This window comes from Paenibacillus sp. FSL R10-2788 (genome assembly GCF_038003885.1).
Classification (GTDB): domain Bacteria; phylum Bacillota; class Bacilli; order Paenibacillales; family Paenibacillaceae; genus Paenibacillus_AQ; species Paenibacillus_AQ odorifer.
Map to the genome: position 1 here is coordinate 1,524,703 of NZ_JBBOQA010000001.1, position 14,526 is coordinate 1,539,228.

The 14,526-nt window shown below is 48.4% G+C and carries 7 protein-coding genes; 5 read left to right on the forward strand and 2 right to left on the reverse strand.

What is annotated here, in order from left to right; translation table 11 throughout:
* Positions 1-5: 5 nt before the first annotated feature.
* Complete coding sequence (locus tag NSQ50_RS06735; RefSeq protein ID WP_244886431.1) at positions 6-1,733, reverse strand: sensor histidine kinase; 1,728 nt, start codon at positions 1,731-1,733, stop codon at positions 6-8.
* A gap of 323 nt (positions 1,734-2,056) precedes the next feature.
* On the opposite strand from NSQ50_RS06735, the gene NSQ50_RS06740 reads away from it, so the two are divergent.
* From NSQ50_RS06740 to NSQ50_RS06755, 4 genes are all read left to right on the forward strand, one after another.
* Positions 2,057-3,400, forward strand: coding sequence for an ABC transporter substrate-binding protein (locus NSQ50_RS06740; RefSeq protein WP_038569278.1), 1,344 nt, complete (start codon positions 2,057-2,059; stop codon positions 3,398-3,400).
* Between the two features lie 98 nt (positions 3,401-3,498).
* Positions 3,499-4,437: a carbohydrate ABC transporter permease gene (locus NSQ50_RS06745; protein WP_036675858.1), complete on the forward strand. Its 939-nt coding sequence runs from the start codon at positions 3,499-3,501 to the stop codon at positions 4,435-4,437.
* A gap of 15 nt (positions 4,438-4,452) precedes the next feature.
* Positions 4,453-5,292: a carbohydrate ABC transporter permease gene (locus tag NSQ50_RS06750; RefSeq protein WP_080742424.1), complete on the forward strand. Its 840-nt coding sequence runs from the start codon at positions 4,453-4,455 to the stop codon at positions 5,290-5,292.
* Positions 5,293-5,442: 150 nt separating this feature from the next.
* Positions 5,443-12,129, forward strand: coding sequence for an S-layer homology domain-containing protein (locus NSQ50_RS06755; protein WP_143760515.1), 6,687 nt, complete (start codon positions 5,443-5,445; stop codon positions 12,127-12,129).
* A gap of 160 nt (positions 12,130-12,289) precedes the next feature.
* Here NSQ50_RS06755 and NSQ50_RS06760 read toward each other — a convergent pair whose 3' ends face one another.
* On the reverse strand, positions 12,290-13,132 hold the full coding sequence (locus tag NSQ50_RS06760) for a helix-turn-helix transcriptional regulator (RefSeq protein ID WP_076224215.1): 843 nt from the start codon (positions 13,130-13,132) through the stop codon (positions 12,290-12,292).
* Positions 13,133-13,312: 180 nt separating this feature from the next.
* Between NSQ50_RS06760 and NSQ50_RS06765 the strand changes: the two genes are divergently transcribed.
* Positions 13,313-14,455, forward strand: coding sequence for a DUF2264 domain-containing protein (locus NSQ50_RS06765; RefSeq protein WP_076224213.1), 1,143 nt, complete (start codon positions 13,313-13,315; stop codon positions 14,453-14,455).
* The last annotated feature ends 71 nt before the right edge of the window (positions 14,456-14,526 follow it).

The window sequence follows — 14,526 nt, forward strand, 5'->3', positions numbered from 1 at the left end:
CTACTCTATTCCTTTTGCAGGAACGGCAGAAGAATCTTCATCCGGGTATATTGGCCCGACTCACTCTCAATCGAAAGACCGTAATTATCCCCAAATGCCAGGCGCAAACGTTCATTTACGCTGCGGAGTCCAATATTCTCGGGCATTTCTTTGCTTCCGTCACCTGGATTCGACAGAATCGTGGAGATTTCTTCTTCCTTCATCCCTACACCGTTGTCTTCAATCGTAACTAGAATATCGGCGAATCCACTTTTGGCCACCTTAATGAGAATTTCTCCTCTGCCTTTGGGCTCAATGCCATGGAAGATGGCGTTCTCGACCAGGGGCTGGAGCGTGAATCGTGGAATTAGGCCGGTTAGCAGTTCCTCGTTGTCAATCTCCTTTACCATAGAGACCGTACTGCCATAGCGGTATTTCTGAATCAGAAAATAATCATCCAGCAGGCTCAGCTCATCCTTCAGCGGCATCAGTCTACGGTTGTCTTTGGCGATGCTGCGCAGCAGTCTAGATAGTGAAGTGGTCATTTCTGCGATGCCGGTAGCATTCTGAATTGTAGCCATCCATTTGATCGAATTCAGTGTGTTGTACAGGAAATGGGGATTGATCTGACTCTGCAGCATCCGGTATTCCAGCTCCTGTTTCTGTTTCTCGTCAGCGAGCCGGCTGTCCATAAGCGCTACGATATCTTGGGACAGGCGGTTAATACCCCGTCCGACATCGCCAAGCTCGCTGTTCCATTCGATATTGCGGTCCAGCAGGAAATTGCCCTGGGCGATCTTATCAATCCGCTTCTTCAGTTTTTCCACCGGAAGACTGATGGTACGGGTCAGATACAGCGTAATGATAGCGCTTAAGACAATAACCAGGAGACAGACGCCGAGCATAACCAGAATCCATATATTTGTCTTGGGAGCGAACAGGTCATTGGATAAAGTCTGTGACAGAATGACTCCGCTGCGTACGGGATAAGATACCACGATATGGCTCTCTTTCTCGTCCGCCAGCTTGACCATGGACAGCTCGGTTTGCGGACCGACAGGTTTATCATTGGTATAGGCCACCGGTTCATACGGCTCTGCAATGGCGATGACCTGATCGCCGATGAGCTGATAATGATGATTGCCGAGCGTCAGCAGCAGCCGGGAATTCTTCGGCAGGGAGTACCCTTTCAGCTTGTCGGTAATAACAGTTGTATTCGCTAACAGGTACACCGTTCCAACCCGGGAAGCTCCTTTGCCGTAAATAGGAAAAACAAAAGGAATTCCGTTCGTGTTGGAGAGCGGGTCCTTGATCACCCGGTCCCATTTCTCCTCGGCATCATTGCTAAGGCCGGTAATTTGACCGATATTGTGTATGGTAAGCGGAACAGAGGTGCCGGTTTTATCCACCTGCAGAAACTTGCCGTTGCTATCCGTAACAATCAGACGGCGGGCATAGCTGTTGGAGCGGTTGTTCAGGAAGTCCTGCTGCATCGAGTTGAATACATTAACTGCTTCCTTAGAGCTAGCCTTAGGTGAGCTGAAGTAGTCTGTGATCAGGGTATTAGTAGAAGAGTTAGTGCTGCAGGTCATCGCCAGGGATGACAGATCAATCAAATCCTGTTCAATAATATGAGATACCAGCTGCAGATTGAACTCGGTCGCCTGGATGGTTGTTTTACGCTGATAATAAGTAATTAATTCATAGCTGAAAAAAGAAAGCAGCGACGCTATCAGCAGTGCGAATACGGCCATGAGCAGAATAATGCGACTTTTAATGGTGGATTTTCTTACCGTATTTAACACTCCTCTACAAAATGTGAAAACATATAAAGCGTTTTCATATACCATAGCATATTCCTGCGTTCCGATACAGGGGGAGGTACATAAGCTGAATATTTTACATGTTTTAGATAGAAAATTACAGGTTTGAACCCGAGCAGGGAAGAAGAGCACAGAAAAGTGAATGAACTTTGTTTGATAATGCATGCCATTCTTGCGGAAAAAGCTATAAACTTTGAACTAAGCTCAGAAGAGCCGATCGTAGTTACACAATCAGAAGAAAAGGGGATATTTAAATGAAACTGAAAAGATTCTATGGCATAACCCTCGCCACAGTATTCTCCATGAGTCTGCTGGCTGGATGTTCTGGTAATAACAACAACGAAGGTGCTGCTGCAACGACAGCTCCAGCAACGGGGAATTCTGCAAACGCTTCCGCTGAACCGAGCCAGGAGCCTGTGACTTTGAAATGGGCCTTGTGGGATTGGGAAGCTACCGCTTACTACAAGCCACTGATCGATGCCTACAAAGCTGAGCATCCGAATGTAACGATCGAATATGTCGATCTGGGGTCGACGGACTATATGACCATGTTAAGCACACAACTGTCCGGTGGCGCAGATCTGGACGTACTTACAATTAAAGATATTCCGGGCTACTCGAACCTTGTGAAACAGAATCACCTGGAGCCGCTTAAAAGCTTTATGAGTGGCAACGCTATTGATCCTTCGGTATATGGAGGTACTGTAGAACAAATCGAAGTGAACGATGAGGTGTATGCGCTTCCTTTTCGCAGCGATTTCTGGATTCTCTACTACAATAAAGATTTGTTCGACAAAGCAGGAGTGGAATATCCAAGCAATGATATGACATTCGAGCAATATGATGAGTTGGCCAGAAAAATGACTTCTGGCAGCGGTTCTGAAAAAGTGTACGGAGCTCACTACCATACTTGGCGTAGTGCGGTTCAACTGTTCGGTATTCTGGACGGCAAGAACACTGTTGTTGACGGAAACTACGATTTCTTGAAGCCAACCTATGAGCGGATCCTGAAAGAACAGGAAGACGGCATCGTAATGGATTACGCCACACTGAAGACTTCAAGCACGCACTATTCTGGCGTATTCTACAATAATTCCGTTGCTACTATGAACATGGGCAGCTGGTTTATCGCTACACAGATTGAGAAAGTGAAGAGCGGCGAGTCCCAATCGGCTAACTGGGGCATTGCGAAATACCCTCATCCGGATGGTGTGGAAGCCGGTACAACCCTGGGTACAATTACTTCTCTGGCTGTAAATCAGAAATCCAAACATAAAGAAGCAGCACTTGATTTCATGAAATTCGTGACTGGTGAAGAAGGCGCTAAAGTTATTGCTTCCACCGGAACCATTCCAGCGATTAAGAATGATGAAGTTATCAATTCCATTACTTCCATCGAGGGCTTCCCTGCGGATGAGAACAGCAAAGCGGCACTGACTACTGTTAAGACTTATCTGGAAATGCCTATGCATGAAAAGAGCGCGGACATCGAAGTTATTTTGAATGAAGCGCATGACAATATTATGACTAAAAATGCTTCGATTGACGAAGGTTTGGATGATATGAATGCTCGCGTACAGCAGCTCTTGAATAATTAACCTTAAGAGAGCCGGTTCTAAGGGCGGGTGAAAGCCCGCCTTTTATATTAAAGCGTATAGATTTGTGGGGAAGTTTTAGAAGGTTTGGAGGAGAAAGAATGCAGAACGAAACCATATTGGGTACAAAAAAGATCCCTAAACGTCATTTGTCAAAAGGTGTCCGGGAAAACCTGGTAGCTTACAGCTTCATTGCGCCGAACTTTATCGGATTTGCCCTGTTTACACTGGTACCTATGTTCTTTGCCTTTATCCTTGCTTTTGTGAAATGGGACGGGGCCAATCCAATGAAGTTTATCGGGCTGGACAATTTCACCCGGTTGATCAGAGATACAACATTTCACAAAGCATTATGGAATACCATTGTTTACACTATTGGCGTAGTACCGTTTACCATGATTGTCGCGCTGGCGCTGGCGATCCTGCTTAATCAGAAGATAATGGCCCGCAATTTCATGAGAACCGTATTCTTTTTCCCTTATGTAGCATCCCTGGTAGCCGTTGCTGCCGTATGGAACTTTATCTTCAGTCCTACGATGGGTCCGATCAACAATATCCTGCATACCCTTACCGGTATCCCGCTGGAGGATCTTCCCCGCTGGGCGGCGGATAAACACTGGGCGATGTTCACAGTAATACTGTTCACAGTGTGGAAAAACATGGGTTATTACATGGTTATTTACTTGGCAGGTCTGCAGGGCATCAACCCTGAATTGTATGAGGCTGCTGAACTTGATGGTGCGGGCGCGTGGAGAAGATTCCGCAATGTGACGGTCCCTCAACTGGCGCCTACCTCTTTCTTTGTTCTGATGATTCTAGTCATCAATTCGTTCAAAGTCTACGATATCTTTATCAACCTATTTGCCGGCGCCGATAACCAGTTGAATGATTCTACAAGGGTTATGGTGTATCAAATCTACAATACGGCGTTCCGCTCGCTTGATTACGGATATGCCAGCGCCATGGCCATTGTATTGTTTCTGCTGGTACTTGGCATCACCATCGTCCAGTTCCGCGGCGAGAAGAAATACGGACAATAGGAGGATTCAAAAGATATGGTTGGTAAAAGTAAAGGACTTAGAATCAGCCTTATGGTTCTTGTGTATATTTTGTTGTTTGCGACAGTACTGGCGATGCTGGTTCCGTATATATGGATGTTGTCTTCTTCACTCAAGATGAACAAAGATGTGTTTTCCTTCCCAATGCAGTGGATTCCACAGAATCCGCGCTGGGAGAATTTCGCGGATATCTGGACACGCATTCCGCTGGGCCGTTTTATTTACAATACGGCGAAATTATCGATTATCGTAACGATTCTACAACTACTGACTTCCAGCTTTGCTGCGTATGCGTTTTCCAAACTGCATTTCCGGGGGAAAAACATTCTATTCCTTGGATATATTGCAACAATTGCGATCCCTTGGCAGGCTTACATGGTGCCGCAATTTATCCTGATGCGTTACATGGGGCTTAACAACACGCATTTGGCAATCATACTGCTGCAGGCATTCTCGGCATTTGGAGTATTTCTGATGCGCCAGTTCTATCAAGGTGTTCCGGATGAATTATGCGAGGCTGCCCGTATTGACGGCTTGAGCGAATATGGAATTTGGGCGCGAATCATGCTGCCGTTGTCCAAGCCAGCATTGTCTACATTGACGATCTTCACCTTTGTCGCCACCTGGAATGACTTCCTGGGGCCAATGATTTATCTGACGGATACGAAACTCAAGACCATCCAAATTGGACTAAGAATGTTCATCTCGCAATATTCCGCCGAATATGGCCTGATTATGGCCGCAAGTGTGGTTTCCATTATTCCGGTTGTAATTGTTTTTCTGGCTCTGCAAAAGTACTTTGTACAAGGTGTTGCAGCATCGGGCATTAAGGGCTAGAACCGTATTTCACCTGGCAGTTGCATTTTTCATAGGCTGCCAGGTTTTTTTATAAGTCAAAGGGGTCTGTAAAAATCTAGTGATTATTCGTTTAACAACGAAATGAATACGCTTTCTTTTATTGATTTACAATCAAAGGAGGAGAAGAGAATGAACAGAATGCACTTTCGTAAAAGGTTTTTCTCAATAACGATGACTACTGCGCTCGTAGTTGGGATGTTTCCGGCATTCACTCTGTCTGCAGCCTCTGCTGCTACCGTAAATTCTATCTACGCTGCCGCCCATATGGGGGCGACAACAATTGCAGATACTACTCTGCCATCCAGCATTGATATCGGAGGCCAGAGCACAGCAGTGAACTGGAATATTGGTGCAGATACCTTTGCCGTGCCATACGATGCCGTGACCGTCAGCGGTACAGCGAACGGGGGGCCGGTCGTTGCCAGTGTGGAAGTTATTCCGCCCGCAAGTAATCCGTTGGTTTACTTTGTGGATAGCGGCAGAGGGGGCGATTCCGTAGGCAACGGGCCTACTTCCTCGCCGCTGTACGAAGCGGTTCGCACGCTGAGCGGCAGCGATTTGCTCAACCAGTCCCCCGACCAGAAGTATATCAGCGGTACGGCGGACTGGGGATTTGATGATTCCGTAAACAAGGTTAAGAATTCCAAAGACGGGGGACTTACCGATCCAGCTACTGATCCGTCCCTATGGACTGTCGGACTTCGTGCCGACCCTGCCAGCAATCATATCGTGTATAAATTAAAAGCGCTTGAAGCTGGAACCTATACGCTCAGCAGCGGTTTCCATGATTGGTATGGCAGCCGCTCCCGTGTAATACGTCCTCAGATCGAGTATAAGGATGCTAGCGGGGCAACCAAGACGATCTTGTTTGACCAGTTCAACACTAATGTGACTAAGCTAATTTCAGGCGAATTCACCATTCCTGGAGACATTGACGTTAGTAGTCCAATGACGTTGACTTACGCCTATGTTGCTGACGAAAAACCTATTTTGAGCTGGTTCGCCGTTGCCAAGGGCGGAATCAAGAAACAGATCGAAGAAGCTACACAGAGCGCAGCTTCTATGGTCAAGGTTCTGCTTGACGGCAACGATATCCAAGCTGACAATGTCAACGGCCTCACATTTAAGGGATTTGGCGTACTAAGCGCTAACAGCACCAGTGCGCTTTTGCTGGACTATAAGTCAGAGCATCCAGAGGCTTATGCAGAAATGCTACAGATCTTGTTCGGTGGAGAACATCCGCTCATGACGCATGTGAAAATCGAGATGGGCAATGACCGCAATAACTCCACGGGACCTGACCCGGCGACTATGCGTACGGCCGATGAAGAGGCAAATGTTACCCGGCATCCCGGCTTCCAGCTTGCCGCAGATGCCAAGGCAGTGAACCCTGATCTTAAAGTGAGCATCCTGCGATGGAGTGCTCCGGCCTGGGCAAATAACAACGACAAAATCTATACCTGGTACAAAAAAACCATTCTGGCCGCTTATCGTGAATACGGTTATATGGCCGATTACGTTAATCCTTATATCAACGAGCACGCTCCAGATTTGGCGTGGACCAAACAGTACGCTGAGAGAGTCAAGACTGACAGCGAAGGCTTCAACAGCGCCGAAGAGCGGGAACTGTACAACCGGATCAAGTCTGTGATTTCCGATGAAGTCGGGATTGGCAGCTTCGGTGCCAGTATGGTGAGTGATCCTTCTCTGCGGGAAGCTGTGCCGATTGCTGGATACCACTACAACACGGACGACGACAGCGCAGGCAATTTCAAAAAACTCGCAGAACAATATGATATTGAGGTCTGGAACAGTGAGGCGCAGTCTACCTTCAGTAATTCCTCTTTCCGTCCTAACAACAATATGAAAGATCCTACAGTGGCAGGAACCGGCATTGGTGGTGTCGGCAGTCCGCTGGAGATGAGTAACACGATTATTAAAGGATTCGTTAACTCCCGCCGGACGCACTTTATTTACCAGCCAGCCATTGGCTCCTTCTATGAAGGCGGACAATATTCCTTCAAGGAATTGGTCAGCATGCGCGATCCGTGGTCAGGCTGGATTCATTATGATGCGGGTCTTGTTACTCTGCAGCATTATAGCTGGTTTGCGAATGTAGGCTGGGAGAACGAGGATAATACTGCTGGGATCTGGCGAGCGGTTCCTCAAGCCAGCTCCACAGGTGCGGCAGGCACCAATCCGGTCAGCGGCCGCAACGGTTCCCCTAGCTATATAACCCTTGCAGCACCTGATAAAAAAGATTTCTCGACGGTTATCGTGAACGACAGCGAGTATTCCAAAATCTACAAGCTGCAGACAGTCAATATGGCTTATACGGGTAATCCATCCATGGAAGTATGGGAAACCCGTGCTGCTGATGCAGGAGAAGCGTTCAACAGCAATTATATGCAGTATCTCGGTGATATCAGTGCTGATGGCAGCGGGGTGTATACCGTTAAAGTTAAACCGTATTCGACCGTGACCGTGTCTACTTTGAAGAACAAGGACAAAGAAGAATATAAAACACCGCTGCCTGTAGAAGGCGAGCGTACCGTACTGGATACCGATACTACAGGAGCGGGACACAGTACTGGGGACAACATTCTGTACGCTGATGATTTTGACTATTCTAAGCAAACTGTCGTGAAGATTGGTGCAGGCGGCCAATATGAGGGTACCCAGAGCTATATTGAATCCCGCGGCGGTTCCCAAAGCGTTATCCCGCGTTATACCCATGACCGCAATGGGGCATTTGAGGCCTATCTTCCGGACGGGTCTGACAATTATGTCCTGCGGCAGCAGCTGGACACGGGAACCATGGGGCTTGGCGGCACATGGAACAGCGGAGATCCAGTAACGGCCATCGGCGACAACCGGTGGATGAACTACAAGGCCAGTGTTGATGTTTCGTTCGAAACAAACAATACTCAGGGCGGAGCCAATTATGCTGCGATAGGTGCCCGTTATCAAGGAGGTGGCAGTTCCCACTCCATAACCGGTACACCGTATGTGCTGAAATTCTGGTTCGACGGCGGCTGGCAGCTGCTGGTCAACAATAGCGCAGTTGCGACCGGAAATGCCGCGAACGGTTCCGGCGGCGTGAAGATCGACGGATTCGATACCGCATATGACGCATGGCATAATATTGCCGTTCAGGTTGCGGGCGATAAAGTGACCGCCTATCTGGATGGGGTGAAGCTGGCTTCCTATACCGATCCTACTCCTGAATTGTCCGGCCGGGTAGATCTGGCCAGCGGCTACTATCACGTCCGCTTCGATAATTTGAAGGTGGAGAAGGTTGAGGGCTACACGCCGTATTATTCAGAGCTTCTAGACAATCTTGAAATGTATGACCTGGCTGCTGCTCCGAACCCTAAATTGATATATACCGGGTCGTGGAGCCATATAAACGGAGCGGGCATGTACATTTACCAGCGTTCTCTTTCTACCAGCCAGGCTGTAGACGCTGCAATGGAATACACGTTTGAAGGTACCGGACTGGATATTCTAGGAGCGAATAACGGATCGGCGAAGCTTGAGGTAACGGTGGACGGAAAAGTTATTAATCTATCGGCTGATACATTAGCTTCCAAGGAGCTGTACCAGACGTACACACTCCGCGGGCTTAAATATGGCCAGCACCATGTGCAAATAAAGGTGGTAAGCGGCACCTTGGTTGTCGATGCGGTGGCGGTTGTTTCCGGGGAAGTAACCGGTACTGTAGATACTGCTGCTCTTCAGGCGGCGGTAACAGCCGCGAAAGAAATGAACAAACAGGATGAATATTCGGACAGAGACTGGCAGCTCTTCGTAGATGCACAGAGCGCTGCACAGGAAGCGCTGGATAATCCTATTTTATACAAATTGGATCAGGAAGGAGTTACTCAGCTTGAAGCACGCCTGATCTCCGCCCAGAACCAGTTGACTACGGGAGATATACGGGAGCTTGTCGCTCCTCAGGATTTGGCTACTTATGCCGGAAAACTGCCGAATCTTCCAGACAAGGTGGAAGCCACTCGGGCAGACGGATCCAAATTGCTGGTATCCGTAAAGTGGAATGTAAATGCGGCCAGCTTCAATAATCCGTATGAACGGGTAGCTGTAACCGGCACTTATGGAAATCTGAAAACAACTTGTTATGTGGAAGTGGTGCCGGAGGGGCTCTTATACTTCCTCGATGCTGGTGTATCGGTGGACGGTATCACGCCGCCGTATACATTAATCAAGGATTTTGTAGGTGACAGCTTGCTTAATAACAAGGCGGATCAGCCTTCGACAGGCAATGGGGTATGGGGGCATACCAGTACTAAGTACCTCCTCAAGGGGCTTGGTGGTGCTGTAGTTCCTTCTGATAAAAGTCAGACAGGTGTTTATGGTTCGGATACAAAAAATAATCCACTTGTATACCTGCTCCCTTTGAACGCAGGCAAATATACGATTACGTCATTCCATCGGGACTGGTGGAACAACACCAACCGCACGATGGATATTACGCTCAGCTATATTGACGCTGAAGGGAAAGAAGTGACCAAACCGGTCCGAACCGGCCTCGTCGCAGGTCCTAATGGCGCTATGATTAACTATGACTTCACGCTTCCGGTGAGCGGTACTGTGAAATACTCAATAAACAATACGTATTCAGGCAATCAGGCTGCATTGATCAGCTATGTGGCTGTAGCTAGAGATAAAGCCAGCGTTGCTAATGAGCAGGCTGTAAATGAGGCTAAGAGTATCATAGAAGGTGCGGTATACAGCGTGCAGAAGGAAGCGGCAAACAGCGAAGAAGCTGTCCAGACTTGGCTGCTGCAGACGATAGGCGCTCTGCCCGGTCTCAATGATACTGGAGTTGCGATCGGTGAGATTACCTTGGCTTCCTTCCAAGAAGCAACCGATGAGACTAACGGCAGCTTCAGCTTTACGGTATCACTGAGTAAGGGAGAGGCTACAGCGGACAGTTCAGCGAGCGGAACAATCAAGCTGCCGGAGCCGGATACTGTTCAGCCTTTGATTACTCTGTTAGGTGATGCGACAGTGAATTTGCACATCGGTTCTGAATATACAGATGCAGGAGCGACTGCTTATGATGACAAGGATGGTGATATTACAGACCGTATAACTACAACAGTTAGCAGTGAAGTATACGGCTTGACTGCTCTCGATACGGCGAAAGCTGATATTTATACCTTCCATTATAATGTCAGCGATACTGCAGGCAATGCGGCTGCGGAAGTGACAAGAAAAGTAGTCGTTGCACTTGATCCGGATGTAATGAAGCCGGTGATTACACTGCTTGGTGAACCATCCATTCAACTGGAAAATGGCGCAAGCTATACGGATGCCGGAGCCACAGCGGTAGATGACCGTGACGGCGACATTACGGAGCACATTGTAGCAACGATTAGGAAGAATGAGGAGAATGTGCTGACACTGGACACTAAGGCGGCAGGCATCTACACCTATCATTATAATGTGAGTGATGCGGCGGGCAACGCGGCTATCGAAGTGACTAGAACCGTGACAGTGGGCGAAGCAGAGCAACCTCCGGTAGTGACACCAACACCAACACCAACACCAACACCAACACCAACGCCGGAACCGGAGCCAACAACAGCACCAACATCTCCGCCGGCGCCAACGGAAGCACCAGTGTGGACGGCAGCACCAACGCCAGCAGTCACCCCGTCCCCGGCGCCAACACCGCTGCCGCAGGCCGAAAAGGTTCTTGATCGAAAGGATTTCACGGCACCGGTTGGAGGAGTAATAACGGTTCAGCTTACTGAAGCTACAGAATCCATACTGCTTCCAGCAGGACTATCAGGAATCATCGGAGAGAACACTCTACGTCTGGCTTGGAGTAAGGTTGCTATCGATCTGACCCCAGAAGTGCTGAAGAGCATTCAAGAAAAAGCTATTGGAGGTCAAACGGAGGGGGCGCGAATTAAGCTCTCAGCAGTGAAGGTATCCAGAGATGCTGTGGAACAGTTAATCAATAATCGGGCTGCTAATGGTTCCGTACATTTATCTGCGGCAAGTGATGTGATCAACTTCAGCTTGGAGGTTGTTGCTGCGAACGGCACTGCTGTAACGGTAACTGCTTTTGATAAACCGTTGACACTTACGTTCAACGTAGATCCGGATGCCAATATAAGCTTGCTAGGCAGCTACTATATTTCTGCAAATGGTGCGCTTGATTTCATGGGCGGAACGTTGACTAATGGTAAGTGGACTGCTGAAATACGGCATTTCAGCCAGTATGCGGTCCTGGAATACGATAAGCTGTTCACGGATGTCAGCAGTGACAGCTGGGCCACTAATGTGATTAAGACCATGGCCGCGAAGCATATTATCGAAGGCATTTCCAGTACGGAATTTAATCCGCAAGGGGATGTAACTAGGGCACAATTCGCTGCTATGATTGCACGCGCGCTTGGGCTTAAGGCAGGAAGCCATGCAACATTTGGTGATGTGGATTCCAAGGCCTGGTATGCCGAGACCGTTGCAGCTGTTAGCGGAGCTGGCATCGTGCTCGGACGAAGTGCAGATTCGTTCGCACCGGATCAGAGCATTACCCGCGAGGAAATGGCTGTGATGATCGTTCGTGCTTATGAATATTTGCAGGGAAGCAAGACCAATGAACCTGCTGTAGGATCGTTCAGTGATTATTCCCGGATTCACGACTGGGCGAAGAGCGCAGCAAACATCGCCGAACAGGCGGGACTGATCAAGGGACGCGGCAATAAGCAATTCGCGCCACAAGAGACGATGACCCGTGCCGAAGGTGCACAAGTTATCTCCAATCTGCTGGGATATTTGTAAGTAGCATTTCAAAGAACCTGGCAGGCTGCATTAAGCGGGCTGCCAGGTTCTTTATAGAGTTGGAGAGGCAGGAGAGTGCTTAGGAAAACAGTGGCCGGAAGTCCAACTATTCGCCGCAGTTGCGATTGCATCTTTTTTGAAAAAACCTTGAATTTGGGTTTTAGAGCTCAGCTCTTTTACCATATTTGCCAGGTGGAATGCCCGTGATGTTCTTGAAGGTACGGATGAAATTGGCATAATCGTTAAAGCCGGACAGATAGCAGGTATCGGATACGGAGTTCCCGGCGGACAAGAGCTGTTTGGATAACGCAATTTTTTTGAGCAAGACGTAACGGTAGATGGTTCCGCCTGTCTGCTGTTTGAACAGATGGCTGAGATAATATTTATCGATGTTCAGTTCTCCAGCGATTTGCTCCAGTGACAGATTTTGATGCAAATGGTTGTCGATATAGCTCATGGCTGATTGAATATGTGAGGAAATAATGCTGGGCACGGTGGATCGGGTACGGCTGTACAGCTCATTGATGAGGACGAGGATCTGAACCAGGTAGGTCAGAGCCAGAACTTCGCTCCCGTACTGCTTATTCTCTAATGTCTCAATCAGGCGGGAAGCAAGGGCTGTATACTCTGCAATCAGCGGTTCATCCATTTGCGCGAGATTATGCTCTCCGGGCTGGCGGTTCTGGAAACAAGCGAGCAGATTTGTAGATGCGGTACAGAAGGGATAGACAAGTGGAGCTTTGAAATGGATTGTCAATCGTTCATAGGGCTCCGGAGATAAATTGATGATTTTATGAATCTCGTGATTGTTGAACAACAGAACATTGCCCCGCTGCAGGGGATAGCTGAACTGATCTACAAAACCGTTCACCTTGCCGCCCAAGAACAGGAAAATTTCATAGTGATCATGGATGTGAAAATCCCTGGTAGGTGAGATGGGCGAGTTTCCGATACCTGCCAGAATATCTCCATCGAACGGCTCATAATACTGGGCATGCTTCATTGGAATTGCCCCTTTCAGATTGATCACAATATACGCAATAAAACATCATTATTCGCAAAGACATTGCAATAATACAACACTAAACTATAGTAGAAGATTACGCAATATAACAAGATTCAGGCGGTAGGCAAGAGAAATAGCTGTAGCTGATTAGACGCAATTGAAAGGGTGGAATTGTGCATGAATGGGAAGGAACAGCGTAAATACTGGCTGGATACAATGCTGCTGATCGGGGGGCCTGTGCTGAATGCTTTGGCTGAGCGGAAATTAAAGGAACAGCTGCCTACAGAGTTTCATAGGGATCGGAGCCAGTTTGCCCATTTGGAGGCTTTTGCGAGATTGGCTTGCGGAATGGCCCCTTGGCTTGAACTAGAGGGACTTGAGGGTGCGGAAGAACAGCTTAGAGCACGTTATGCAGGGCTAATGCTGGAAGCCATTGATGCCGCTGTTGATCCGAATTCACCTGATTATATGGAATTCAAGACCGAAGGCCAACCGCTGGTTGATGCGGCATTCCTGGCACACGCGCTGGTTCGTGCACCAAAGCAGCTTGCCGCCAAGCTGAGTGCGCGGGTCAAAGGGAACTTAATAACAGCGTTGAAGCAGACACGCCGGACAGCGCCAAGCGGAAGCAACTGGCTGCTGTTCAGTGCAATGGTGGAAGCCGCTTTGTATATACTCGGCGATCCTGAATATGACCGGATGCGCGTTGGTTATGCGGTCCATATGTTCATGGATTGGTATAAGGGCGACGGAGTTTACGGGGATGGCAAGGACTTTCACTGGGATTATTACAACAGCTTTGTTATTCAGCCGATGCTGGTGGATGTGGTAGCACTTTTTGAACAGGAGTCGGAGCAATATTCGGCATTGAAACCGCTGATTCTGGAACGGGCACAGCGATACGCTACTGTTCTCGAACGGATCATTGCACCGGATGGAACCTATCCCTTTATCGGGCGTTCGATCGTTTACCGTTTTGGGGCGTTTCAACTGCTGTCGCAGGCGGCGCTGCAGCATTTTTTGGAGGAAGCATTGCCTCCTGCACAGGTACGCTGCGCTTTGACAGCTGTGATTACGCGAATTATGGAATATCCGGATACGCTGGATGAGTCCGGATGGCTACGTCCGGGGGTATACGGTTATCAGCCGGAGCTTGCGGAGAGCTATATCAATACAGGCAGTCTTTATTTATGCGCCTCCGTATTCCTCCCGCTGGGGCTGCTCCCTTCCGATCCTTTCTGGTCAGGGGAAGAGATGAAATGGACTTCATTAAAAATTACAGCCGGTGAGGATGTTATGAGAGATCATGCCTTGGAATAAAAAGTATTCAGCCATATTAGTGAAGAATAAGATGCTTCGCGGATCTGACTGATCTATAAGGAGGAAAAAAG